At 67.0% G+C, this 25824-nt stretch carries 18 protein-coding genes; 12 read left to right on the forward strand and 6 right to left on the reverse strand.

What is annotated here, in order from left to right; translation table 11 throughout:
* Positions 1-20: 20 nt before the first annotated feature.
* A complete protein-coding gene (speA, locus tag EWH21_RS04745) occupies positions 21-1934 on the forward strand; it encodes an arginine decarboxylase (protein WP_152487820.1) in 1914 nt (637 codons plus the stop codon).
* Positions 1935-1937: 3 nt separating this feature from the next.
* Here the strand turns inward: speA and EWH21_RS04750 are convergent, their stop codons facing one another.
* Positions 1938-3350, reverse strand: a complete 1413-nt coding sequence (locus EWH21_RS04750) for a PLP-dependent aminotransferase family protein (RefSeq protein WP_277699928.1) — start codon at positions 3348-3350, stop codon at positions 1938-1940.
* Between the two features lie 91 nt (positions 3351-3441).
* On the opposite strand from EWH21_RS04750, the gene EWH21_RS04755 reads away from it, so the two are divergent.
* The 3 genes from EWH21_RS04755 to EWH21_RS04765 are packed head-to-tail and all read left to right on the forward strand — an operon-like array spanning position 3442 to position 4929.
* A complete protein-coding gene (locus EWH21_RS04755; protein ID WP_051800588.1) occupies positions 3442-3876 on the forward strand; it encodes a GNAT family N-acetyltransferase in 435 nt (144 codons plus the stop codon).
* A 1-nt stretch (position 3877) separates the two neighbouring features.
* A complete protein-coding gene (locus EWH21_RS04760) occupies positions 3878-4501 on the forward strand; it encodes an NAD(P)H-dependent oxidoreductase (RefSeq protein WP_037052616.1) in 624 nt (207 codons plus the stop codon).
* Positions 4498-4929 (forward strand): carboxymuconolactone decarboxylase family protein, encoded by a 432-nt coding sequence (locus EWH21_RS04765; protein WP_037052619.1) that lies wholly within the window; start codon positions 4498-4500, stop codon positions 4927-4929. Before EWH21_RS04760 ends, EWH21_RS04765 begins: the two co-directional genes overlap by 4 nt.
* A gap of 3 nt (positions 4930-4932) precedes the next feature.
* Here the strand turns inward: EWH21_RS04765 and EWH21_RS04770 are convergent, their stop codons facing one another.
* The 3 genes from EWH21_RS04770 to EWH21_RS04780 are packed head-to-tail and all read right to left on the reverse strand — an operon-like array spanning position 4933 to position 7791.
* The gene (locus EWH21_RS04770) at positions 4933-5394 is read right to left on the reverse strand and encodes a DUF2214 family protein (RefSeq protein ID WP_037052621.1); all 462 of its coding nucleotides are present in this window, start codon (positions 5392-5394) and stop codon (positions 4933-4935) included.
* Between the two features lie 17 nt (positions 5395-5411).
* Positions 5412-6440: a sensor domain-containing diguanylate cyclase gene (locus tag EWH21_RS04775; protein WP_277699929.1), complete on the reverse strand. Its 1029-nt coding sequence runs from the start codon at positions 6438-6440 to the stop codon at positions 5412-5414.
* Entirely contained in the window at positions 6412-7791 is a 1380-nt protein-coding gene (locus tag EWH21_RS04780) for an MATE family efflux transporter (RefSeq protein ID WP_277699930.1), read from the reverse strand. The genes EWH21_RS04775 and EWH21_RS04780 overlap by 29 nt, the downstream gene beginning before the upstream one ends.
* A gap of 163 nt (positions 7792-7954) precedes the next feature.
* Between EWH21_RS04780 and EWH21_RS04785 the strand changes: the two genes are divergently transcribed.
* The 4 genes from EWH21_RS04785 to EWH21_RS04800 all read left to right on the forward strand — a co-directional run bounded on the left by EWH21_RS04785 (position 7955) and on the right by EWH21_RS04800 (position 18014).
* Positions 7955-12853 carry an alpha-2-macroglobulin gene (locus EWH21_RS04785; protein WP_277699931.1) on the forward strand — a complete coding sequence of 1633 codons (4899 nt, stop codon included), beginning with the start codon at positions 7955-7957 and terminating at the stop codon, positions 12851-12853.
* A 109-nt stretch (positions 12854-12962) separates the two neighbouring features.
* A complete protein-coding gene (locus EWH21_RS04790; RefSeq protein WP_277699932.1) occupies positions 12963-13493 on the forward strand; it encodes a transposase in 531 nt (176 codons plus the stop codon).
* Positions 13494-13565: 72 nt separating this feature from the next.
* Positions 13566-15890: a peptidoglycan glycosyltransferase PbpC gene (pbpC, locus tag EWH21_RS04795; RefSeq protein WP_277699933.1), complete on the forward strand. Its 2325-nt coding sequence runs from the start codon at positions 13566-13568 to the stop codon at positions 15888-15890.
* A 192-nt stretch (positions 15891-16082) separates the two neighbouring features.
* Positions 16083-18014, forward strand: a complete 1932-nt coding sequence (locus EWH21_RS04800; RefSeq protein ID WP_277699934.1) for a methyl-accepting chemotaxis protein — start codon at positions 16083-16085, stop codon at positions 18012-18014.
* Here EWH21_RS04800 and EWH21_RS04805 read toward each other — a convergent pair.
* Entirely contained in the window at positions 18004-19140 is a 1137-nt protein-coding gene (locus EWH21_RS04805; protein WP_277699935.1) for a GGDEF domain-containing protein, read from the reverse strand. The genes EWH21_RS04800 and EWH21_RS04805 overlap by 11 nt on opposite strands.
* Before the next feature lie 290 nt (positions 19141-19430).
* Here EWH21_RS04805 and EWH21_RS04810 point away from each other — a divergent pair, with 290 nt between their 5' ends.
* Complete coding sequence (locus EWH21_RS04810) at positions 19431-20369, forward strand: SdiA-regulated domain-containing protein (RefSeq protein ID WP_277699936.1); 939 nt, start codon at positions 19431-19433, stop codon at positions 20367-20369.
* 1 nt (position 20370) lies between these two features.
* Here EWH21_RS04810 and EWH21_RS04815 read toward each other — a convergent pair whose 3' ends face one another.
* Entirely contained in the window at positions 20371-20820 is a 450-nt protein-coding gene (locus EWH21_RS04815; RefSeq protein ID WP_277699937.1) for a DMT family transporter, read from the reverse strand.
* Between the two features lie 160 nt (positions 20821-20980).
* On the opposite strand from EWH21_RS04815, the gene fdnG reads away from it, so the two are divergent.
* The 3 genes from fdnG to EWH21_RS04830 are packed head-to-tail and all read left to right on the forward strand — an operon-like array spanning position 20981 to position 25631.
* Positions 20981-24052, forward strand: a complete 3072-nt coding sequence (gene fdnG / locus EWH21_RS04820; protein WP_277699938.1) for a formate dehydrogenase-N subunit alpha — start codon at positions 20981-20983, stop codon at positions 24050-24052.
* 10 nt (positions 24053-24062) lie between these two features.
* Entirely contained in the window at positions 24063-24989 is a 927-nt protein-coding gene (fdxH, locus tag EWH21_RS04825; protein ID WP_277699939.1) for a formate dehydrogenase subunit beta, read from the forward strand.
* A 9-nt stretch (positions 24990-24998) separates the two neighbouring features.
* Entirely contained in the window at positions 24999-25631 is a 633-nt protein-coding gene (locus EWH21_RS04830) for a formate dehydrogenase subunit gamma (RefSeq protein WP_277699940.1), read from the forward strand.
* Positions 25632-25824 lie beyond the last annotated feature (193 nt).

The following is a 25824-nucleotide window of genomic DNA, read 5'->3' on the forward strand; positions in this document are numbered from 1 at the left end:
CTTTCTCATGGGAGAACCCGATGTCCGCACGACGCACCCGCAAAGACGACGGCAGCCAATGGACCGTAGCCGATAGCCGCAGTGTCTACGGCATTCGCCACTGGGGCGCCGGCTATTTCTCGATCAACGATGCCGGTCGCGTCGAGGTGCGTCCCAACGGGCCCGACAGCCAGCCCATCGACCTCAGCCAGCAGGTCGAGGAGCTGCGCCAGAGCGGTCTGTCGCTGCCGCTGCTGGTGCGCTTCCCGGACATCCTGCAGGACCGCGTGCGTCGCCTCACCGGCGCCTTCGACTCCAGCATCGAGCGTCTGGAATACCAGAGCCGCTACACCGCGCTGTACCCGATCAAGGTCAACCAGCAGGAAGCGGTGGTCGAGAACATCATCGCCACGCAGAACGTTTCCATCGGCCTGGAAGCCGGCTCCAAGCCCGAGCTGCTGGCCGTGCTGGCGCTGGCGCCGAAGGGCGGCACCATCGTCTGCAACGGCTACAAGGACCGCGAGTTCATCCGCCTGGCGCTTATGGGGCAGAAGCTCGGCCACAACGTGTTCATCGTCATCGAGAAGGAATCCGAGGTGCGCCTGGTGATCGAGGAGGCGGCCGAGCTCAAGGTCGCGCCGCAGATCGGCCTGCGCGTGCGCCTGTCCTCGCTGGCATCCTCCAAGTGGGCCGACACCGGCGGCGAGAAATCCAAGTTCGGTCTCTCGGCCGCGCAGATCCTCCAGGTCGTCGAGCGCTTCCGCGCGGCCGGGCTGGACCAGGGCATCCGCCTGCTGCACTTCCACATGGGGTCGCAGATCGCCAACATCGCCGACTACCGCAAGGGCTTCCGCGAGGCCATCCGCTACTACGGCGAGCTGCGCGCCATGGGCCTGCCGGTCGATCACATCGATGTCGGCGGCGGCCTCGGCGTGGACTACGACGGCACCCACTCGCGCAACGCCAGCTCGATCAACTACGACATGCAGGACTACGCCGATGCCGTGGTCGACATGCTCAAGGAATTCTGCGACCGCCAGGAAATCCCCCATCCGCACATCTTCTCCGAGAGCGGCCGGGCGATGACCGCGCACCACGCCGTGCTGCTGGTGCAGGTCACCGATGTCGAGCGGCACAACGACAAGGTGCCGGAGATCGATCCGAGCGTCGAACAGCCGGAAATCCTCCAGGTGCTGATCGAGCTGCTCGACGACAGCGATCCGGAAATGGTCGCCGAGACCTACTGGCGTGCCACCCACTACATCGAGGAAGTGGCCGCGCAGTATTCCGCCGGCAAGCTGGGCCTGGCGCAGAAGGCCCTGGCCGAGCAGTGCTACTTCGCCATCTGCCGTCGCCTGCACAACCAGCTCAAGGCCCGTCAGCGTTCGCACCGTGCGGTGATCGACGAGCTCAACGACAAGCTGGCCGACAAGTACATCTGCAACTTCTCGGTGTTCCAGAGCCTGCCGGACACCTGGGCCATCGGCCAGATCCTGCCGATCCTGCCGCTGTCGCGCCTGGACGAGGAGCCGCTGCGCCGTGCCGTGCTGCAGGACCTGACCTGCGACTCCGACGGCAAGATCCGCCAGTACGTCGACGAGCAGTCCATCGAGACCAGCCTGCCGGTGCACGAGATCAAGGAGGGCGAGGACTATGTGCTGGGCATCTTCCTGGTCGGCGCCTACCAGGAGATTCTCGGCGACATGCACAACCTGTTCGGTGACACCGACTCGGTGAACATCTACCAGGCCGCCGATGGCAGTGCGGTGCATGCCGGCATCGAGACCCACGACACCATCGAGGACATGCTGCGCTACGTGCACCTGTCGCCCGAGGAGCTGATGACGCATTACCGCGACAAGGTGGCCAGCGCCCGGATCAGTGCTCGCGAGCGCACCCAGTTCCTCGACGCGCTGCGCCTGGGGCTGACCCGCTCCTCCTACCTGGCGTCCTGACGCTCACCTGATCGCCTCGGCCAGACGTCGAGCCAGGTGCAACGCCTGCTCGGCGCTGGCGATGTTGGTGAAGCCCAGCAGCAGCCCGCTGCCGCAGGGATGCTGCCGCGACCACTCCGACAATGCCATCACTGCCAGCCCGGCGCCTTGTGCGCGGGCTGCCAGGGCGCGGTCGTCCTCGCGCTCGTCGAGCCGGGCCAGCAGATGAATGCCGCCGGCCTGCAACTCGACACGCAGGCGTGAACCCAGGACGTGTTGCAGCGCCGTGGCCAGATGAGCGCGGCGCTCGGCATAGCGCGCACGCATGCGCTTGAGGTGGCGGGCGAAGTGGCCCTGGTCGAGAAAGTCCGCGGTGATCGCCTGAGGCAACGCCGGACAGCCGTGATCGAAGTCCTGTGCGCAGGCGGCGAAGCGCGCCACCTGTGCCTGCGGCACCACCAGGTAGGCCAGACGCAAACCGGGGAACAGCACCTTGCTGAAGGTCCCGCAGTACAGCACACGGCCGGCATGGTCGAGGCTCTTCAGGGCCGGTAGCGGGCGACCGACGTAACGGTACTCGCTGTCGTAGTCGTCTTCGATGATCCAGGCCTGGCGGCTCGCCGCCCAGTCGAGCAGGGCCAGTCGCCGGGGCAGGCTCAGCGACACACCCAGGGGGCTCTGGTGGGACGGCGTGACCAGCGCACAGCGGGCATCCGGGGCGAGCGCCTGGCCGCGCTCCACGCAGAGTCCGTGTTCGTCCACCGGCACCGGGACGAGCGTGACCTCGCTGCCCTCGAGCATCTGGCGTGCCTTGAAATAGCCTGGGTCTTCGAACCAGCAGCGGTCGCCGGCCTGCAGCAAGGCCTGGCGGATCAGCAGCAGGGCGTTGCGATAGCCGGCGGTGATGAAGATCTGTTCCGGCTCGCAGGCGATGCCGCGCGACACCCCCAGATAGCGCACCAGGCTGCGCCGCAGCGCGGGCAGGCCTTGCGCGGGCGGGTAGTTGAGGTCGGGGCTGCTCAGCTGGCGCAGGTGGCGCGCGCCGAGCCGGCTCCAGAGCTTGCGTGGGAAGCTGTCCAGGGCCGGCAGGCCGAGCTGGAACGGCAGCGCCTCTGCGCTCGGCTCATCGCCTGAGCGCGAGGCCTGGCGCTCTTTGGCGGGCAGCAGCGGGTTGCCGGGGGCATGCGGCAACTGTGGGGAGACCACGGTGCCGGCCGGCCCGCGTGGCAGCAGATAACCCTCGCCGACCAGCAACTGGTAGGCCGCCTCCACCGTTCCGCGCGCCAGATTGAGCTCGCTGGCCAGGGCGCGAACCGAGGGCACGCGTTCACCTGGCTGCAGGCGGCCCTCGGCGATCGCCTCGCGCAGGCGCTGATAGAGCTGCAGGTAGATCGGTGTCGCCTTGTCGCGTGCGCTTTCCAGGCGAATGCTGTACATGCCTATGTCCTAATTGATTCGATGATTCTTGGCTCTACTGACTATGCCATGTTCCGCCTAGAGTGGCGGCCATCTTCGATGGAGAACCGCCATGATTTCCGACTACCGCTGTGACTGGCTCGACGACCCGGACGAACTGCGTGCCTGCCTGCCCCTGATGCGCGTATTGCGCCCACACCTGAGCGACGCCGACGATTTCGTCCAGCGCCTGCAACGCCAGGCCGAGCAGGGTTATCGCCTGCTGGCGGCGCGCCAGGGCGACGAGGTGCTGGGCCTGGCCGGTTGTCGCCTGCAGGAAAACCTGCTGCACGGGCGCTTCTTCTATGTCGATGACCTGGTGACGCGCGAGGACCTGCGTAGCCAGGGCATCGGCGAGCGGCTGCTGGATGAGGCGCGGGCCCAGGCACGCCGCCTGGGCTGTGCCAACTTCGTGCTGGACACGGCGCTGGGCAACGCACGCGGGCAGCGTTTCTACTACCGTCAGGGGTTGCTGGCCATCGGCATGCACTTTCGCGAGGTGCTTTGAAATGCAGCGAATCCTCCTGTTGGAATGTGGCCCCTTCGGTCGCCAGAGTCGCGGTAGCGGCCTGGCGCAGGAGCTGGTCGAGCGTCTGCGTCAGCGTCACCCCCAGGCCCAGGTGCTGGAGCGCGATCTGGCGAGCGAGCCCTTGCCGGCACTGGCAGCGGCCTATGCCGAGGCATTGGTGGCGCAGGCGCCTGGCGACGATCCGGCGTTGCAGGTCTCCGAGCGACTGATCGGCGAGCTGGAAGGCAGCGACTGCCTGGTGATCGCCACGCCGATGCACAACTTCACGGTGCCGGCGGCGCTGAAGCTGTGGATCGACTACGTGCTGCGCATCGGGCGCAGCTTCGCCGCCACCGAGGCTGGCAAGGTGGGGCTGCTGGCGGATCGTCCGACCTTCGTCGTGGTCAGCTCGGGCGGCTTCTACCGTGGCGAGCAGGCGCGGCAGCCGGACTTCCTCACCTCCTACCTGCGCCATGTGCTGAGTACCATCGGTATCCACGACCTGGAGTTCATTCACCTGCAGGGCCTGGTCCGCGGCCAGGCGCATGCCGAGGCGATGCTGGCGCAGGCGCGCGCGCAGCTGGATGCCAACCCCCATCTTGCTGCGCCGGGAGTCCTGCCATGAGCGCGTTGCGCCAGCCCTATTACGATCTGTCCGGCGAAGCGATGCAGGGCCTGCTCGCCACCAAGGCCGCGCTGGAGCGTGGCCCGCTGGGCAAGGAACTGATCGAACTGCTCTATCTGCGCGTCTCGCAGATCAACGGCTGTGCCTACTGCCTGGAGAAACACAGCGAGTCGCTACGTGCGGAGGGTGTGCCCCAGGCCAAGCTGGACGGCCTGGCCGGTTGGCGCGTGAGTCGTCATTTCCAGGCGCGTGAGCGAGCGGCGCTGGCCTGGGCGGAGTCGCTGAGCGAGATCGCCCGTAGCCATGCCGACGATCAGGACTACCAACCGCTGGAGGCGCACTTCAGTGCCAGGGAAATCTCCGACCTGACCATTGCCGTGGCCCTGATGAGTGGCCTCAATCGTCTGGCCATCGGCATGCGTCTGTGACGCTCAGCCTGCGCTGATCACGCCATAGCCACGCGCCATCAGCGCGGCCAGCAGGGGAATCACCAGCAACAGCAGCAGTTCCAGGCGGATGGTCCAGGTCACCAGGCGCAGTTGCCTGGGGCTGGGCTCCGGGACCTGGCCGGCCTGAACCGCGTTGCGCCAATTGAAGAAGACATAGGTCGGCAGGATCGACAGCAGGCCGACCAGGATGAACAGGCCGACCTTGGCATGGAACAGGCTGTTGCCCAGGTAATAGTCGGTGCCCTTGGCGAACCACAGTACGCGGGCGACGCCGGTCGCCAGGACCACGCCGGCACAGATGCCGTAGGCGATGTCGGTGATCATCAGGCTGCGCGCGCGTGACAGGTCCAGCGGCGCCTTGAACAGCACATGCTCGATGCTGAGCAGGGCGAACAGGGCGAAGATCGACAGGTAGTGCAGGTAGGCGACGAGGGCAGCGGCCATGCGGGTTCCTCTTCGGATCAGGGGGCGAGCAGGCTGCGGTTGCGGCCTTCGTGCTTGGCGCGATACAGCGCCTGGTCGGCGCGCTTGAGCGCCGCGCCGCTGCTCTCGCCGGGGCCGAGCAGGGCACAGCCGAGGCTGACGGTCTGCTGCAACTGCGTGTGTTCGAGCACGATGGGCTGGCTGGCGATGGCCTGGCGGATGCGTTCGGCGATCAGCAGCAGCTCCTGGTCATCCTTCACCAGGGCGAGGATGACGAACTCCTCGCCGCCGTTGCGCGTGACCACGTCCTGCGGGCGTACCGTCGCGCTCATGCGCCGTGCGCTTTCCCACAGCACGTGGTCGCCGGCATCGTGGCCATGCTCGTCGTTGACCCGCTTGAAGTGGTCCAGGTCGCAGTAGATCAGGCCGAGCTGCAAGCCGCTGCGCTCGGCGAGCGCCTGCTCCAGCGGCAGGAAATGCAGCAGCCCGGCACGGTTCCACAGTTGCGTCAGGGGGTCGAGCATGCCCTTGCGCTGCTCGCGGCTCAGCGCATCGCGCAGGTCATCGGCCTGGTGGGCGCAGTGGCGGAGTTGCAGGTAGCCCTGCACCACGTAGGCCAGATCCCTGAGTCGCATCAGCTCCTGGCGATCGAGGCGGCGCGGTGCCGGGTCGATCAGGCAGAGCGTGCCGAGCGCCTGTTGCTGGGCATCGAACAGCGGGTGGCCGGCATAGAAGCGCACGTGCGGGGCGCGCAGTACGATCGGGTTGTCGCAGAAACGGCTGTCGCGGTGGCTGTCCTCGACCACCAGTGGCGTGTCCTGCAGGATCGCGTGGGCGCAGAACGACACCGCGCGTGGGGTCTCGGCGACCTCCAGGCCCTGGCGACTCTTGAACCACTGGCGCTCGTTGTCGATCAGGCTGATCAGCGCTGTCTTGACCCCGAACAGATCGCGGGCCAGACGGGTGAGCGCATCCAGGTAGGGGTCGGCCGGTGTGTCGAGCACGTCCAGGCTCTCCAGGGCCTGCTGGCGTTCAGTTTCATTCGCGGGTAGCGGCGCACTGAGCATCGGTGATCTCTCCAGGGGGAAACCAGAGGTTGCGACGATTCATGTTCCAAGCATAGCCCCCGAGAACCAGGCTTCGCAGCCCCATGAATGCCAGAAATGCCAACCACAGCCCGTGGTTGCCCAGGCTCTGCAGCCACCAGGCCAGCGGCAGGCTCAGCGCCAGGGCGATGAGCATGGCGTCGCGCATCTCGCGGGCCCGCGTGGCGCCGATGAACAGGCCGTCGAGCAGGTAGCTCCACACGGCCAGCAACGGCAGCACGGCCAGGTATGGCAGGAACACCTGGGCCAGCACGCGTATCTCGCTGATGTCGGTGAGCAGGGCGACGAACCAGTGCCCGCCGAACAGGAAGAACAGCGCGAAGCCGATGCTGGCCAGCAATGACCAGGCACCGGCCACCAGCAGGGCGCGCCTCAGCGCATGGCGATCACGGGCGCCGAGCGCATGACCGCACAGCGCTTCGACGGCATGGGCCAGGCCATCGAGGGCATAGGCGGTCAGCGTCAGGCCGTTGAGCAGCAGGGCATTGGCTGCCACTGTGGCGTCGCCCAGGCGCGTGCCCTGCACGGTGATCAGGAAGAACACCAGTTGCAGCGCCAGCGTGCGGATGAAAATGTCACGGTTGACCGCCAGCAGCGGGCGCCAGCTGCTCCAGCGTTGCAGTGCGCGGCTGTCCAGGTGGCCGGGGTAGCGTGCGAGGGCGCCGCGGGTCAGCCACAGGCCGAGCAGGGCGCCGCTCCATTCGGCTATCACCGAGGCCCAGGCCGCGCCAGCCACGCCCCATTCGAGGCCGAGCACGAACAGCAGGTCCAGCCCGACGTTGAGCAGGTTGGCGGTGAGCAGAATGGCCAGCGGCCCGCGTGCGCTCTGCGTGCCCAGCAGCCAGCCGATCAGGGCATAGGTCGCCAGGCTGGCGGGCAGGCCGAACAGGCGAATCTGGAAGTACTGGCGCGCCAGTTGATCCAGCTCGGCCGACGGCTGCATCAGGCTCAGCGCCGCGCTGCTGAAGGGAATGGCCAGCAGACTCAGCAGCAGTGCCAGGCACACGCCCAGGCCGAGGCCCTGCAGCAGCACCTGGCGCAGCGCGCCGCCATCGCCACGGCCGGCCGCCTGGGCGGCGAAGCCGGTGCTGCCCATGCGCAGAAAGCCCATGGCCCAGGTCAGCAGGGTGTAAAGGCTGCCGCCGACCGCCACTGCCGCCAGCTGGTGCGCATGCGGCAGGTGGCCAACCACGGCGGTGTCCACCAGGGCCACCAGCGGCACCGAGAGGTTGGAGAGGATCATCGGCGCGGCCAGGGCCCAGACCTTGCGCTGGGTCGGGGCGTGGCGCCAGGCGTCGAGCAGGGCGGACATGGACGGCTCCGGCAAAGCGGCGATTATAGGCACAGCGTTGTGCTGCCCGCATGCCGTGGCAGGAGTGTGAGTGGCTTGGCGAATTCGTCGGGACGGCTCGTCGCTGGGGGGATGCCTCGGCTATAGTTGTCGGCTTCTGCGCCCCCCGATCATGGAGCCCGCAATGCCGAACAAAGGACTGCTTCTGGCCTTGGTACTGAGTCTGCTCAGTGCCTGTGATTCCTCTCAACCTCCTGCCACGGTGACCCCCGCCGCCCCTGCCGCGCAGCAGGCCGAGGCCGCGAGACCCGCAATCGATCGCGAGGCGCTGGCCAAGCGCTACGCCGGTCGCGAGCTGGAGGTGGTCGACGTTTCCGAAGTGCAGCTCGACGGCGCCAGCACGCTGTCGGTGACCTTCTCCATTCCCCTCGATCCCGAGCAGCCCTTCGCCGAGCGCCTGCATCTGGTCGACAGCACCAGCGGCAAGGTCGACGGCGCCTGGGAGCTGACCGACAACCTCAGCGAACTGCGCCTGCGCCACCTGGAGCCCAAGCGCAAGCTGGTGCTGACCGTCGATGCCGGCTTGCAATCGATCAATGGCGGCAAACTGGCGAGCGAGCATGTCAGCCGTTTCCAGACCCGCGACCTGCAGGCCAGCGTCGGCTTCGCCAGTCGTGGCTCGCTGTTGCCCACCCGCCTGGCCGAGGGCCTGCCGGTGATCGCCCTGAACGTCGACAAGGTCAATGTCGAGTTCTTCCGCATCAAACCGGAGATGCTGCCGCGTTTCCTCTCGCGCTGGGGCCGCGCCAGCAACCTGGACACCTGGGAAGCCCGTGAGCTGCTGCCGATGGCCGATCTGGTCTACGGCGGACGCTTCGACCTCAACCCGGCGCGCAACACCCGCGAGACCCTGCTGCTGCCGATCGCCGGCCTGGAGCCGTTCAAGCAGCCCGGCGTGTACCTGGCGGTGATGCGTGAAGCCGGCAGCTACAGCTATTCGCAGCCGGCGACCCTGTTCAGCCTCAGCGACATCGGCCTGTCGGCGCATCGCTACCAGGATCGCCTGGATGTCTTCACCCAGGCGCTGGAGGGCGGCAAGGCCCAGTCCGGCGTGCAGCTGGAGCTGCTCGACGGCGAAGGCGCGCTGCTCGCCGAGGGCAAGACCGATTCCGCCGGCCATGCGCAATTGCCGCTGCCGGCCAAGGCCCAGGTGCTGTTGGCCAAGCAGGACGAGCAGACCAGCCTGCTGCGCCTGAATACCCCGGCGCTGGACCTGGCCGAATTCGATATCACCGGTCCCAAGGCCCATGCCCTGCAGTTCTTCGTGTTCGGCCCGCGTGACCTCTATCGCCCAGGCGAGACCGTGCTGCTCAATGGCCTGCTGCGCGATGCCGATGGCAGCCCGGTGAAGGCTCAGCCGATCAGCGTCGAGGTGCGTCGCCCGGATGAGCAGGTCAGCCGCAAGTTCGTCTGGAATGCCGACGAGGGTGGCCTCTATCAATACCAGCTGCCGCTGGCCGAGGAAGCGCCGACCGGGCGCTGGCAACTGCTGCTCGATCTCGGCGACGGCAGCCCGCAGCTCTATGAATTCCTCGTCGAAGACTTCCTGCCCGAGCGCATGGCGCTGGAACTCAAGGGCCAGGAACAGCCTTACGCACCGAGCGACAGCGCCGAGTTCGCGGTGACCGGGCGTTACCTCTATGGCGCGCCGGCCGCCGGCAATCGCCTGAGCGGGCAGCTCTACGTGCGACCGCTGCGTGAAGCCGTGGCGAGCCTGCCCGGCTACCAGTTCGGCGATATCACCGAGGCCGACCTGAGCCAGGACCAGGAGCTCGACGAACAGAACCTCGACGATGAAGGTCGTGCCGTGCTGCGTCCGGAGAACCGCTGGAGCGACGCCAAGTCGCCGCTGCGTCTGATCCTGCAGGCCAGCCTGCAGGAGTCCGGTGGTCGCCCGATCACCCGGCGCCTGGTGCAGCCGGTATGGCCGGCCGAGCGCCTGCCCGGTGTGCGCGGCCTGTTCGACGGCGAAGAGGTCGATGCCGACAGCCTCGCCGAGTTCGAAATTCTCGTGGCCGACGCCGACGGCAACAAGCTGGCCGCCGATAACCTCAACGTGCGCCTGGTGCGCGAGCGCCGCGACTACTTCTGGAGCTTCTCCGACGGCGAGGGCTGGCGCCACAACTACAACGAGAAATTCCTCACCCTCAGCGACGAGCCGCTGAAGATCGCCGCCGGCGGCACCGCCAAGGTCAGCTTCCCGGTGGAGTGGGGCCCGTATCGGGTCGAGGTGGTGGACAACCAGACCGGTCTGGTCAGCAATCTGCGCTTCTGGGCCGGCTACCGCTGGCAGGACAACGCCGACGGCGGCGCGGTGCGCCCGGACCAGGTCAAGCTGGCGCTGGACAAACCGGCCTATGCCGCCGGCGACGTGGCCAAGATCACCGTCACTCCGCCGGCTGCCGGCAATGGCTACCTGCTGGTCGAATCCAGCGAGGGGCCGCTGTGGTGGCAGGAAATCAGCGTGCCGGCCGAAGGCAAGACCTTCGAGCTGCCGATCGACAAGCAGTGGGCGCGGCATGACCTGTACCTGAGTGCCCTGGTGGTGCGCCCCGGTGAGCGCAAGGCGCAGGTCACGCCGAAGCGTGCCGTGGGCCTGCTGCACCTGCCGCTGGAGCGTGCGCCGCGCAAGCTGGCGGTGAGCCTGGACGCGCCGGAGAAGATGCGACCCAAGCAGCCGCTGAAGGTCAAGGTCAGCGCGCGCAATGCCGATGGCAGCATTCCCGAGACGGTGCGCGTGCTGGTTGCCGCGGTGGACGTCGGCATCCTCAACATCACCAGCTACGCCACGCCCGATCCGTTCGCCAACTTCTTCGGGCGCAAGGCCTATGGCGCCGACCAGCTGGATATTTATGGCCAACTGATCGAGGCGCAAGGCCGCGTCGCCAGCCTGGCCTTCGGGGGGGACGCCGGCCTCGCCGCCGGTGGCAAGCGCCCGGACACCAGCGTGCTGATCGTCGCCCTGCAGAGCGATGCCTTGAAGCTCGACGCCAAGGGCGAAGGTGAAGTCAGCCTGGACATCCCCGACTTCAACGGTGAGCTGCGGCTGATGGCGCAGGCCTGGACCGATGAGCGTTTTGGCATGGCCGAGGCCAAGACGGTGGTGGCAGCGCCGCTGGTCGCCGAACTGTCGATGCCGCGCTTCCTCGCCGGCGGCGACGAAACTACGCTGGCGCTGGACCTGACCAACCTCTCCGGCAGCGAGCAGAAGCTCGACGTGCAACTGGGCGTGGAAGGCCAGCTGCGTCTGCTCGGCAAGGGCGAGTCGCCGATCAACCTCAAGGACGGTGAACGCACCACGCTGCGCATCCCGGTACGGGCCGAAGGTGGCCTGGGCCAGGGGCGCATCCATGTCGAGGTGCAGGGCCTGGCGCTGCCGAACGAGGCGCTGGGTGATTTCACCCGCGAGTGGACACTGGGCATTCGTCCGGCCTACCCGGCGCAGCTGCAGCACTTCCGTGCCGTGCTGGGCGAGGGCGAGCCGTGGAGCATGCCGGCTGGCACCCTGAACCAGTTCGAACCGGCCGGTCTGGAGGCGGTGCTGGCGCTGTCGAGCCGGCCGCCGCTGAACCTCGGCGAGCAGATCCGCGCACTCAAGGCCTATCCCTACGGCTGCCTGGAGCAGACCACCAGTGGCCTGTACCCCTCGCTGTACGCCGATGCCGCCAGCCTCAAGCGACTTGGCCTGGAAGGCGAGCCCGACGAGCAGCGGCGCAAGAGCATCGAGCTGGGTATCGAACGCCTGCTCGGCATGCAGCGCCACAGCGGTGGTTTCGGCCTGTGGAGCGCCGAGAGCGAGGAAGAGTACTGGTTGACCGCCTACGTCACCGACTTCCTCCTGCGCGCCCGCGAGCAGGGCTTCGGCGTGCCGGCCGAGGCGCTGAAGAAAGCCAACGATCGCCTGCTGCGCTACCTGCAGCAGAGCAGCCTGATCGAGGCCAGCTACAGCCAGGACTTCGCGCACACCCGTTTCGCCGTGCAGGCCTATGCCGGCTACGTGTTGGCGCGCAGCCAGCAGGCCCCGCTGGGGGCGCTGCGCAGCCTGTTCGACCGGCGCAACGACGCCCGTTCCGGTCTGCCGCTGGTGCAGCTGGCGGCGGCGCTGAAGCTGATGGGCGATGGCCCGCGTGCAGGTCAGGCACTGGCTGCCGGGCTGAGCCGCAAACGTGATGGCGAGCGCTGGATGGCCGACTACGGCAGCCCGCTGCGTGACCAGGCGCTGATCCTGTCGGTGCTCGAGGAGAACGACCTGGCTGCCGAGCAGAGCGAGCAGCGCCTGTTCGATCTGGCCGATGAACTGGCCGGCAAGCGCTGGCTGTCGACCCAGGAGCGCAACTCGCTGTTCCTTGCCGGTCGCGGCATTCTCAGCAAGCCGGAGCAGAACTGGCGCGCAGCGCTCGCCAGCGGTGCCTTCCAGTTCGAACTGAGCGACCAGCAGCCGGGCATCAAGCTGGAACGCGCCGAACTGGCTGAGCCGCTGAGCGTGAACAACGCCGGCAGCGCCACGCTGTACCAGCAGCTGACCCTGTCCGGCTACCCGACCCAGGCGCCGCGAGCTGGAGGTGAAAACCTGAGCATCGAGCGCGAGTACCTCGGCATGGATGGTCGCCCGCTCGACCTGCAGCGCCTGGACAGCGGCGAACTGGTGCTGGTGCACCTGGCCGTGCGCGCCAAGCAGCGCGTGCCCGATGCCCTGGTGGTCGACCTGCTGCCCGCCGGCCTGGAGCTGGAGAACCAGAACCTGGCACAAAGCGCCGCGAGCCTCGACGACGCGGGCAGTAGCGTCAAGGAATGGCGCCGCTCCATGCAGAACGCCCGCATCAAGCACCAGGAATATCGCGGTGACCGCTACGTGGCTGCCGTGGATGTCGAGGGCTACGGCACCACCCACCTGCTGTACCTGGCCCGCGCCGTGACCCCCGGCAGCTACCGCGTGCCGCCACCTCAGGTGGAATCGATGTACCGGCCCAGCTGGCAGGCGCTGGGCAGTTCGCCGGGTACTCTGGTGGTAAGGGGGCGTTAGAAGCGGCCCCGGATTGCATCCGGGCTACGGAGCCCACGTAAACCAACGCCGGGCTGCAAAACGTAGCCCGGATGAAATCCGGGGATAGGCAGGCACAAGGAGGTGCCGGATGGTGAAATATCGCCGAGCCCGAGTTGCCGGTGCCTGTTACTTCCTGACCTTGGCGCTGCAGAACAGAGGCAGCGATCTGTTGAGCAGACATGCCGCGCAGGTGCGTCAGTGTTTGCGCGTTGTGCAGGTGCAACTGCCTTTTCGTCTACCCGCACTGGTGGTGCTGCCGGATCATCTGCATCTGCTGATGGTGCTGCCGCCAGACGAGGCGGATTATTCTGCGCGGGTGCGTAAATTTAAGATCGCGTTCGTCGCAATGCTTCGTCAGCAAGGCGCGCACGAGGTGCTGACCAACGCCAAGGGCGAAGCCAATGTCTGGCAGCGCAGGTTCTGGGAACATCTGATTCGTGACGAGCAGGACTACTGCAACCATGTGGATTACATCCATATCAATCCGCTCAAGCATGGTCTGGTCGCTCGTGTGCAGGACTGGCCGTATTCCAGTTTTCATCACTACGTGCGTCGCGGCCTGCTACCCATCGACTGGGCGGGTGGCGCAGGTGTCGAGATCGAACATGCTGGCGAGTGAGGCATTCCCCGGATTGCATCCGGGCTACGTCGGGCCGTTGCTCTGCATGCAATCCGGGGGCTTGTGTTGAGCATGCTGCCCAGACGCATACGCTGTTGGCTTATCGTTGCCCTCGTACCCCTGGCCCTGCTCTGGCTCGCCGACCAGTTGTTCCCGCTGCCCTTGCCCGAGGACGATCTGGCCCGTGTGGTGCTGGCCGAGGATGGCACGCCGCTGTGGCGCTTCGCTGACCATGATGGCGTGTGGCGCTACCCGGTGCAGCCGGACGAGGTTTCGCCTTACTACCTGGAAGCCTTGCTGACCTACGAGGACCGCTGGTTTCGTCAGCACCCCGGGGTGAATCCGCTGGCGCTGGCACGGGCGGCCTGGCAGAACCTGACGGGCGGGCGCGTGGTGTCCGGCGGCAGCACGCTGTCGATGCAGGTCGCGCGTCTGCTCGACCCGCACAGCCGCGATCTGCCCGGCAAGTTCAAGCAGCTGTGGCGTACCGCGCAGCTGGAGTGGCACCTGTCCAAGGACGAGATCCTCGCCCTTTACCTGAACCGGGCGCCGTTTGGCGGTACCTTGCAGGGGGTGGCGGCGGCGAGCTGGAGTTACCTGGGCAAGCCGCCGAGCCAGCTGACCCGCGCCGAGGCGGCCCTGCTCGCGGTACTGCCTCAGGCGCCCAGCCGGTTGCGCCCGGACCGCCATCCGCAGCGCGCCCAGGCCGCACGTGACAAGGTGCTGCGCCGCCTGGGCGAGTTCCAGGTGTGGCCGCAGGCGCAGGTGGACGAGGCGCTGGAGGAACCGGTGTTCCTGGCCCCGCGCCGCGAGCCGAGCCTCGCGCCGCTGCTGGCCAGGCGCCTGAATCGCGCCGGCAGCCCGCCGTTGATCCGCACCACGCTCGACGCCGGCTTGCAGCTGCGCCTGGAAGACCTGCTGCTGGGCTGGCGCGCGCGTCTGCCCGAGCGCACCTCGGCAGCGATCCTGGTGGTCGAGCATCCGAGCATGGCCGTGCGTGCCTACCTGGGTTCGGTGGACATCGGCGATACCGCGCGCTTTGGTCATGTCGACATGGTTCGAGCGCTGCGTTCGCCCGGCTCGACGCTGAAACCCTTCCTCTACGGCATGGCGCTGGATGCCGGGCTGATCCATTCCGAGTCGCTGTTGCAGGACGTGCCGCGCCATTATGGCGACTACCGTCCCGGCAACTTCGCTGCGGGCTTCATCGGCCCGGTGTCGGCCAGCGAGGCGCTGGCCACGTCGCTCAACCTGCCTGCCGTGCAACTGCTCGAAGCCTATGGGCCGAAGCGTTTTGCCGGCGAGCTGCGCGGTGCTGGCGTGCCGATCCGCCTGCCGCCGCTGGCCGAGCCCAACCTGGCGCTGATCCTCGGCGGTGGCGGGGCGCGACTGGAGTCCCTGGTGGCCGGCTACAGCGCCTTCGCCCGCGGCGGCATGGCCGCCAAACCGCGTTTGCAGCCCGGCGATGTGCTGCGTGAGCGACGCCTGCTGTCCCCGGGGGCGGCCTGGATCATCCGCCGTATTCTCAGCGGCCAGGCCCGTCCCGACCGCGACCCGCGTGCCTACCTGGCGCAGCGCCCGACGCTGGCCTGGAAGACCGGCACCAGCTACGGTTTTCGCGATGCCTGGGCCATCGGCGTGGGTCCGCGTCACCTGATCGGTGTGTGGATCGGTCGTCCCGACGGTACGCCGGTGCCTGGCCAGTTCGGCCTGGCCTCTGCCGCGCCGCTGCTGCTGCAGGTGCATGATCTGCTGGTCAACCGTGACAGCCAGCGCGGCATCGCCGTGCCGCCCGATCCGCAGCCGGCCGAGGTCGGTGTCGCCGCCGTCTGCTGGCCGCTGGGGCAGCCGATGAGCAAGGACGATCCCAACTGCCGGCGCCTGCGTTTCGCCTGGACGCTGGAGGGCACCACGCCACCGACCCTGCTGGCGGCCGATCAGCCGCTGGGCAGCGGCCTGCGCGAGCGCTACTGGGTCAACGCCCAGGGCAAGCGCGTTGGCCCCGGTTGTGCGGGGGCCGAGGCGCGGGAACTGGACCTGTGGCCGGCGCCGCTGGAGCCCTGGTTGCCACGCCGCGAACGGCGCAGTGCGCGGTTGCCGGGCGTGGATGCCGATTGCCCGCCGCCGCCGCGCAACCAGGCGGCGCCGCTGTCCATCGTCGGTGTGCGCGACGGTGACCGCCTACGCAGGCCGCAGGGCAACCATGAACCACTGCGCCTGAGCCTCTCGGCCCTGGGCGGCAGTGGTCGACGCTGGTGGTTCCTCGACGGTCGGCCGCTTGGTGATAGCGCGATGGACGCGACCTTCAGCCAGGTCTTCGACAGCGGTCGGCATCAGCTCAGCGTGCTCGACGACGGTGGCCAGACCGCTCGTCTGGAATTCAGCGTCGCCCCCTGAGTGCGCCCGACGCCGCGCAGGCAGGCGCCGGCCGCTCTGCGCGGGCGCCTGGCCGAACGCCCCGGACGACGCGAGTAAAGTCCGGGCCGGCGCCGCCGATAGGACATCTATCGGTCACTGATTTGCAATCTGTGTACAATTTTGTATCCAATTGCTCGGTCGAGCTCCGAACCACCTCCGGGAGAACCCTCCATGCGTCTCTGGCAACGCAGTATCCAGTGGCAGTTGATCCTCAGCATGGGCGCCGCTCTGCTGGCCAGCATCCTGATCGTCGTCGGCATCTACTCGGCGGTGGTCAATCGCCTGACCGAGCGCTACCTGATCGAAGAGGCGCTGCCCGCACGGGTTCTGGCGATACGCAACGACCTGGAGCGGGTGCTGACCGCGCCGATCACCGCCAATGCCTCGATCGCCGAGAACAGCCTGGTACAGGACTGGCTGGCCGCTGGCGAGGACGCGACCCGGCGCGACGAGTTCGCCCGCTACCTCGAGGGCGTGCGCGCTCAGCAGAACGCCATGACCACTTCCATCGTCGCCCTCGCCAGCGGCAACTACACCACCGGTGAAGGGCTGATGCGCACCCTCGACCGCAGCCAGACGGAGAACCAGTGGTTCTATCGCCTGGTCGACAGCGACCGTGACCGGGCGCTGGAGATCGACATCGACAAGACCACGCACCTGCCCACGCTGTTCATCAACCAGCGCATCAAGCAGGGCGGCAAGACCCTGGGCGTCTCCGGGCTCGGCTACAGCCTGGCGGACATGTCGAAGATGATCAGCGAGTTCCACTTCGGCGAGCGTGGCCAGGTGTTCCTGGTCGACGGCCAGGGCAACGTCAAGGTGCATCCGCGCTCGGAGCTCAGCGGCAGCGGCAAGCTGAGCGAACTCTTCGGTGCCGATGCCGCTCGCCAGGTCCTGGCCGGTGACAGCCACGCGGTGCGTTTCGAGCGTGATGGCGAGACCTTTCTCGCGGTGGCGCAGAAGTTCGCCAGCATCGACTGGCTGCTGGTCAGCGAGGTGCCGGAGGCGGAAGTCTATGCCGAGGCGCGGCAGGCACTGTGGGTGACCAGCCTGATCGGCGTCGCCGTGGCGCTGCTGTTTCTCGGCCTAGTGGTGCTGCTGGCGCGTGGGCTGGTGCGGCCGATTCGTCAGGTGACTCAGGCGCTGGTGGAAATCGGCGGTGGCGGTGGTGACCTGACCCGTCGTCTCGATGAGTCGAGGGCCGATGAGCTGGGTGATCTGGCGCGCGGCTTCAACCGTTTTCTCGCCAGCCAACGCGACCTGATCGGTGACGTGCTGGCGACCAGCGAGCGCCTGCGCACGGCGGTCGGCCAGGTGACGCGGGTGGTGGAGAACACGGCCGGACGTGCCGGCCAGCAGCAGGAAATGACCGACATGGTGGCCACCGCCGTGCATGAGATGGGCCTCACCGTGCAGGAGATCGCACGCAACGCCAGCAGCGCCGCGCAATCCTCGCATGCCGCACGTGACGAGGCGCAGGGTGCGCGCCAGGTGGTCGGGCAGTCCATCGCCCATATCGAGCGGATGTCGGCGGACATCGGCAGCGCTGCCGAGGCGGTCACCGAACTGGCCGACCAGGTGGCTTCCATCGATCAGGTGCTGGCGGTGATCCGCGGGATTTCCGAGCAGACCAACCTGCTCGCGCTCAACGCCGCCATCGAGGCCGCACGCGCTGGCGAGATGGGCCGTGGCTTCGCGGTGGTCGCCGATGAAGTGCGTACCCTGGCCAGCCGCACCCAGGCCTCGACCGATGAAATCCAGCAGATGATACAGCGCCTCAAACAGGGCGCCGAGACGGCGGTCAGCTCCATGCATGCGGGACAGGCGGCGACCAGCACCGGCGTCGAGTCCAGCCAGCGCACCGGGCAGTCGCTGGGGGCGATCACCGAGCAGGTCGAGCGCATCAGCGACATGAACACCCAGGTGGCGGCCGCGACCGAGGAGCAGAGCTCGGTGACCGAGGAGATCAACCGCAACGTGCAGGGCATCGCCGACCTGGCGCATGCCACCGCCGGTGAAGTCCGTGCCTGTCGCGAGGATTGTCAGACCCTCAGCTGCCTGGCCGACGACCTGACGGGGCAGATGGGCAAGTTCAGGCTCTGACCGGCTCGGCCGAGACCAGGCGGTTGCGGCCTTCGCGCTTGGCCCGGTACAGCGCGCTGTCGACGCGACGGAAGAAGGCGTCGGCATCGCTGTCGTGGCGGCTGTCGAAGCAGCCGACGCCGAGGCTGGTGGTCAGCACCAGGCGTTGTCCGGGCAGCTCCAGGCCTTCTTCCTCCAGCTCGCGCCGGAAGTGCTCCGCCAGGTCCCAGGCCTGTGCCAGGCTCGTACCCGGCAGCAGCACGCCGAACTCCTCGCCACCCAGACGCAGCAGGGCATCGGCATCGCGTCGGAAGACCCGGCGCATGCGTTCGGCGAAGGCAGTCAGGCAGGCATCGCCACTGGCATGGCCGTGTTCGTCGTTGACCTGCTTGAAGAAGTCGATGTCCAGCAACACCAGCGACAGCGGTTCGCCCTGGCGTATGGCATTGGCCACCAGGCTGGGGAACAGGTTGTTGAACTGATAGCGGTTGCCCAGTTGCGTCAGGCTGTCGGTACGGCTGAGCAGGTCGAGCTGGCGCTGCTGATCCAGCAGTTTCAGCTCCAGCTCCAGCGTGGCGCGGTACTCACGGTGATTGCGCCCCAGCACCAGAACCAGATAGCCCAGGTAGAAGAGCAGGGTGATCAGCACGGCATGGCGCTCGTCCCAGTTCGACGCCATCACGGCGAGCCCTGGCAGATAGAGCAGGATCAGCGCCAGCAGGGCACGTCTGTAGCGCATGGCGAAGTTGAAGGTCATCGCCGTGCTGAAGGCCACGGTGGCGAGCGTGGCGATCAGTTCCGAGCCGTCGTAGGCGTCGCTGTAGAGCGCCAGGGCGTGCGCCTGGCCCCAGCAGAACGCCGTCAGCAGAATCAGCCCCCAGTGACGATCCAGCCAGTGTTTCAGCTGCTGCGGATCGTCGATCGCGTTGGGGCGATGCAGCAGCCGGGCGATCAGCAATCCGGCGAACAGGCAGCTGCCCAGCACGCCACTGACGACGACACCTGCCGGAGAGGCGCTGAATATCCAGGTCAGCAGCCAGGCGAGCAGGTAGAAGAGTCCGCCCACGCGGGTGCGGATGCGCGTGTCGTCCACTTCGCGCCACAGGGCGAAGGTCGTTGGCTGGCGCGGTACTTCGGCGTCGGTCATTTCTCTGCTTGGGCCTCGCTGGAGAGGTCGGTGCCTTCTCCTGGAGTTTTTGTGATCACAGAAGCCAGTTCGCCAGAGCATAGCGCTTTTTACGGGGAGATGAGTGTCGAATCGCCACTACTGTGTGCCGCCTGTCGTTGCCGGCCCCGGCGGGCAATGTCCCGTTACGTTTGCCTGCCCCTGGCGGAAGAACCCGTGGGTGTTCGTCGCAGTCGGAGACTGCACTGCGCACGATTGCAACAAAACGGGCGCAGGCTGTCGTTCATCCACCTTCATGCGAGCGCTCTGCGATGTTGTCCGCTGCCAAGGGGATGCTTGGAAAGCTTCCTGTCCTCAGCCCATGGAAATGGGCGCTGTTGCTGGCCTTGCTGCTGGCGACCTATTCCCTGCGTCTGCTGCATCTCGATGAGCGGCTGTACTTCTGGATCAAGACCTCCTGGCATGAGGATGCCTGGGAGCATCGCAGCCTGTGGCTGCCCGAATACCGCGTGGCGATCGACGCCAAGCCGGTCGCCGGTGTCGGCAACAACTTCTCCGGGCTCAGTTTCGACGATGATCGCCAGCAGATCTGGGCGGTGGTCAACAACCCGGAGCAACTGCTGCGGCTGTCGCCTGAAGGCGAGCTGATCGCACGCTACCCGCTCGAAGGCTTCGAGGATGTCGAGGGCGTGACCTACCTGGGCGACGACCTCTTGCTGCTGGCCGAGGAGCGCAAGCACGCGCTGGTCGCCGTCGCCGTTCCAAGGCAACCCGGAGACGCCATTCGCCGCACGCAGCATCGGGCGCTGACGTTGAGCATCGATCTGGGAGGCAACCAGGGCTTCGAGGGCCTTGGCTACGACCGCGCCGGTGATCGCCTGTTCGTGGTCAAGGAGCGTTCGCCACGCAAGCTCTACGAGGTCAGGGGGCTCAAGAGCAGCCTGCAGGGCCGCTTCAACCTGGAAGTGATCGACCGCCAGGCCTGGATCGACCAGAAGATCTTCGCCAGCGACCTGTCGTCGGTACATTTCGACGAGCGCACCGGTCACCTGGTATTGCTGAGCGACGAGTCGAAGCTGCTGATCGAACTCGGCCAGGATGGCCGGCTGATCAGTTTCCGTTCGCTGCTGCGAGGCTTTGCCGGCCTGCACAGCAGCGTGCCGCAGGCCGAGGGCGTGACGTTCGATGGCCAGGACAATCTCTACCTGGCCAGCGAACCCAATCTGTTCTATCGCCTGCAGCGCCGCTGACTCAGCCGCGGCGGATCATCCAGATACCGGCGACGATCAGCAGCAGGCCTGCCACCTTGCCGAAGGTGATCGGCGACTCGCGAAACCCAGCCCAGCCGAAATGGTCGAGGGTGATGGCCATGGCCAACTGGCCGGCGATCACCAGCACCATGAACAGCAGGGCGCCGACGCGGGGGCCGGCGAAGGCGGCGGTGGCGATGAAGAAGGCGCCGAGCAGGCCGCCACTCCAGTGCCACCAGGTCAGCTCCTTGAGCAGGCCCAGGCCGGGCAGCTCGCGCTGGCTCAGGGTCATCAGCAGCAGCGCCAGGGTGCCGATGGCGAAGGAGATCAGCGCGGCGGCGAACACGCTGGACAGATGGCGGGCGAGCTGGCCGTTGATGCCGGCCTGCAGCGGCAGCACGGCGCCGGCCAGGAAGGGCAGGGCGAGCAGCCATCCGCTGACTTGATTCATGGGAGCACTCCAGAGGCAGGGAAAGAGCGCCATTATGACGCGCCGGCGCCCCCGCGCCGCTGTCCGACGAGGCGCCTGGCGAAGCCGAAGGCTTCGGCTAGGCTTGATTGCGATGCGCCCGGCAACGCACCGGGCGTCAGCCTGATTCGGAGAACCCACGATGGACATGAACCGTCGACAGTTCTTCAAGGTCTGCGGCGTAGGCCTTGGAGCATCGAGCCTGGCGGCTCTGGGGGTCGCGCCCCCGGATGCCTTCGCCGACCAGGTGCGACATTTCAAACTGACCAGTACCACCGAAACGCGCAACACCTGCCCCTACTGCTCGGTCGGCTGCGGCCTGATCATGTACAGCCAGGGCGATGCGGCGAAGAACGTGGCGCAGAACATCATCCATATCGAAGGGGACGCCGACCATCCGGTCAACCGCGGCACCCTCTGCCCGAAAGGCGCAGGCCTGCTGGACTTCGTCCACAGCCCCAATCGCCTCAAGTACCCGCAAGTGCGCGAAGCCGGCTCCAGCGAGTGGAAGCGCATCGACTGGGACCAGGCGCTGGACCGCATCGCCCGGCACATGAAGGCCGACCGCGACGCCAATTTCATCGAGAAGAACGAGCAGGGGCAGACGGTCAACCGCTGGCTCAGCACGGGCTTCCTGGCCGCCTCTGCGTCGAGCAACGAGGCCGGCTACATCACCCACAAGGTGGTGCGTTCACTCGGCATACTGGGGTTCGATAACCAGGCACGTGTCTGACACGGCCCGACGGTGGCAAGTCTTGCCCCGACGTTTGGCCGCGGCGCCATGACCAACCACTGGGTCGATATCAAGAATGCCGATCTGGTCCTGATCATGGGCGGCAATGCCGCCGAGGCTCACCCTTGTGGGTTCAAGTGGGTGACCGAAGCCAAGGCGCACAACCAGGCCAAGCTGGTGGTGGTCGATCCGCGCTTCACCCGTTCGGCCTCGGTGGCCGACCTGTACGCGCCGATCCGCACCGGTACCGACATCGCCTTCCTCGGCGGGCTGATCAACTACCTGCTGGAGAACGACAAGATCCAGCACGAGTACGTGCGCAACTACACCGACGTCAGCTTCGTGGTGCGCGAGGAGTTCGCCTTCGAAGATGGCATGTTCAGTGGCTACGACGCCGAGAAGCGGCGCTACGACAAGGCCAGCTGGGGCTACGAGATCGGTGAGGACGGCTATGCCGTGGTCGACCCGACCCTGAGCCACCCGCGCTGCGTGTTCAACCTGCTGAAGAAACACTACAGCCGTTACACCCAGGACCTGGTCAGCAGCATCTGCGGCACACCCAAGGCGCAGATGCTGCAGGTGTGGGAGACCATCGCCGAGTGCTCGGCGCCGGGCAAGGTCATGACCATCATGTACGCCCTGGGCTGGACGCAGCATTCGGTGGGCTCGCAGATGATCCGCACCGGCGCCATGCTGCAGTTGCTGCTGGGCAACATCGGCATGCCTGGCGGCGGCATGAACGCCCTGCGCGGCCACTCCAACATCCAGGGGCTGACCGACCTCGGCCTGCTCTCCAACCTGCTGCCGGGCTACCTCAACCTGCCTGGCGATGCCGAGCAGGACTATGCCGCCTACATCGCCAAGCGCGCGCCGAAGCCGCTGCGGCCGGGGCAGCTGTCCTACTGGCAGAACTACGAGAAGTTCCACGTCAGCCTGATGAAGGCCTGGTACGGCAAGAACGCCACGGCCGAGAACAACTGGGGCTACGACTGGCTGCCGAAGCTGGATATTCCCGGTTACGACGTGCTCAAGGTCTTCGACATGATGTACCAGGGCAAGGTCAACGGTTACTTCTGCCAGGGTTTCAACCCGATCGCCTCGTTCCCCAACAAGGCCAAGGTCGGCGCGGCGCTGGGCAAGCTCAAGTACCTGGTGGTCATGGACCCCCTGGCCACCGAGACCTCGGAGTTCTGGAAGCACGTCGACGAGTTCAACGATGTCGACAGCGCCAGCATCCAGACCGAGGTGTTCCGCCTGCCCACCACCTGCTTCGCCGAAGAGGACGGTTCGCTGGTCAACAGCGGGCGCTGGCTGCAGTGGCACTGGAAGGGCGCCGAGCCGCCTGGCCAGGCCCGCACCGACATCGCCATCATGGCCGGGCTCTACCACCGCCTGCGCGGGCTGTACGCGAAGGAAGGCGGGGCCTTCCCCACACCCATCCTCAACCTCGACTGGTCGTACCTGAAACCCGACGAACCCGGCCCGGACGAGCTGGCCCGCGAGTTCAACGGCAAGGCCCTGAGCGACCTGACCGACCCGGCCAGCGGCGCGCTGCTGGTCAAGGGCGGTGAGCAGCTGTCCGGCTTCGCCCAGTTGCGCGCCGACGGCAGCACCGCCAGTGGCTGCTGGCTGTTCTGCGGTTCGTGGACCGCGCAGGGCAACCAGATGGCGCGGCGCGACAACGCCGACCCCTATGGCATGGGCCAGACCCTCGGCTGGGCCTGGTCGTGGCCTGCCAACCGGCGGATTCTCTACAACCGAGCCTCGGCCGATGTCAGCGGCCAGCCCTGGGATGTCGAAAAGAAACGCCTGGTGTGGTGGAACGGCAAGGCCTGGGGCGGCACCGATGTGCCCGACTTCAAGGCCGACTCGCCGCCGGATGCCGGCATGAACCCCTTCATCATGAACCCCGAGGGGGTGGCGCGCCTGTTCGCCGTGGACAAGATGGCCGAAGGGCCGTTCCCCGAGCACTACGAGCCGTTCGAGACGCCCATCGGGCGCAACCCGATGCACCCGGACAACCCGGGGGCCATCAGCAATCCGGCGGCCCGGGTGTTCCAGAACGACATGGAGCTGTTCGGCAAGGCGGACGAGTTCCCCTATGCGGCGACCACCTACCGCCTCACCGAGCACTTCCACTTCTGGACCAAGCACTGCCGCCTCAATGCCATCGTCCAGCCCGAGCAGTTCGTCGAGATCGGCGAGGCGCTGGCCAGGGAACTGGGCATCGCCGCCGGCGAGCGGGTCAAGGTGTCGTCCAACCGTGGCTACATCAAGGCGGTGGCGGTGGTGACCAAGCGCATCAAACCGCTCACCGTGGATGGCAAGACCGTGCACCAGGTCGGCATTCCCCTGCACTGGGGCTTCGCCGGCGTGGCGCGCAACGGCTACCTGACCAACACCCTCACGCCTTTCGTCGGCGACGGCAACACGCAGACCCCGGAATTCAAGTCGTTCCTGGTCAACGTGGAAAAGGCATAGGAGCAGCGCCATGGCCTCACAAGACATCATTGCCCGCTCCGCCACCACCACGCCGATGCGCTCCGTGCGCGAGCTCGACGAGGTGGCCAAGCTCATCGACGTCTCCAAGTGCATCGGCTGCAAGGCCTGCCAGGTGGCGTGTTCGGAGTGGAACGACCTGCGTGACGAGGTCGGTCACAACCACGGCACCTACGACAACCCGGCCGACCTCACGGCCAGCTCCTGGACGCTGATGCGCTTCACCGAACACGAGGAGGAAAGCGGCAAGCTGGAGTGGCTGATCCGCAAGGACGGCTGCATGCACTGCGCCGAGCCGGGCTGCCTGGCGGCCTGCCCGAGCCCAGGGGCGATCATCCAGTACGCCAACGGCATCGTCGATTTCAACCAGGACAAATGCATCGGCTGCGGCTACTGCATCACCGGTTGCCCGTTCAACATCCCGCGCATCTCGCAGAAGGACCACAAGGCCTACAAGTGCAGCCTGTGCTCCGATCGCGTGTCCGTCGGCATGGAGCCGGCCTGCGTGAAGACCTGTCCGACCGGCGCCATCGTCTTCGGCAGCAAGGAGGCGATGAAGGAGCACGCCGACGGGCGCATCGCCGACCTCAAGTCGCGCGGCTACGACAATGCCGGTCTCTATGACCCGGCCGGCGTCGGCGGCACCCACGTGATGTACGTGCTGCACCACGCCGACAAACCGTCGCTGTACGCCGGGCTGCCGGACGACCCGGCCATCAGCCCGACGGTGGCGCTGTGGAAGGGCGTGGCCAAGCCGCTCGGCCTGCTGGCCATGGGCGCCACGGCGCTGCTCGGCTTCTTCCACTACATCCGCGTCGGACGCAACCGCGTGGAGGAAGACGAGCCCGTGACCGGCGATCCTGCGGTGCATCAGGTCGACCCGGCCGTGCACACCTATGATCCGAACCAGCGGCCGTAGGAGACCAGCATGAAACACGATATCCAACGCTACACGGCCGGCGAACGCAGCAACCACTGGGTGGTGGCGATCCTCTTCATCCTCGCCGGCCTGTCCGGCCTGGCGCTGTTCCACCCGGCGCTGTTCTGGCTCAGCAACCTGTTCGGTGGCGGCGTGTGGACGCGCATCCTGCACCCCTTCCTCGGCCTCGGCATGTTCCTGTTCTTCCTCTGGCTGGTGATGCGCTTCGCCGGGCACAACCGCCTCGAAGCCGGCGACCGCCAATGGCTGGCACAGTGGCGCGACGTGGTCGCCAACCGCGAGGAAAACCTGCCGCCGGTGGGGCGCTACAACGCCGGGCAGAAGCTGCTGTTCTGGGTGCTGCTGCTGTGCATGCTGGTGCTGCTGGCGACGGGCATCGTCATGTGGCGCCAGTACTTCAGCCACCTGTTCGGCATCGACCTGATCCGCCTCGCTTCGCTGCTGCATGCGGCGGCGGCCTGGGGGCTGATCATCTGCATCATCGTGCACGTCTACGCCGGCATCTGGGTCAAGGGCTCCATCGGCGCGATGGTCAGCGGCTGGGTCAGCAAGGGCTGGGCCCGCAAGTACCACGCCGCCTGGTACGAGGAAGTGAGCAAGGACAGCCACAAAAACCACTGAGCGCGTTGCTGGATGAGCGTTCCATCGCGGCTGAAGCCGCTCCTACATGAAGCCATATCCCGTGGGAGCGGCTTCAGCCGCGATAAAAACTCGCCGCTAAAGCGCCTCCCACGCCTATCACCGCACATCACCCCGTAGCCCGGATGCAATCCGGGGCCGTCCCCGGCCAAGCACCAACGTACGTCTCTGTGGG

Origin of the sequence: Pseudomonas sp. REST10 (genome assembly GCF_029542605.1) — a bacterium.
Lineage (GTDB): Bacteria > Pseudomonadota > Gammaproteobacteria > Pseudomonadales > Pseudomonadaceae > Aquipseudomonas > Aquipseudomonas khazarica.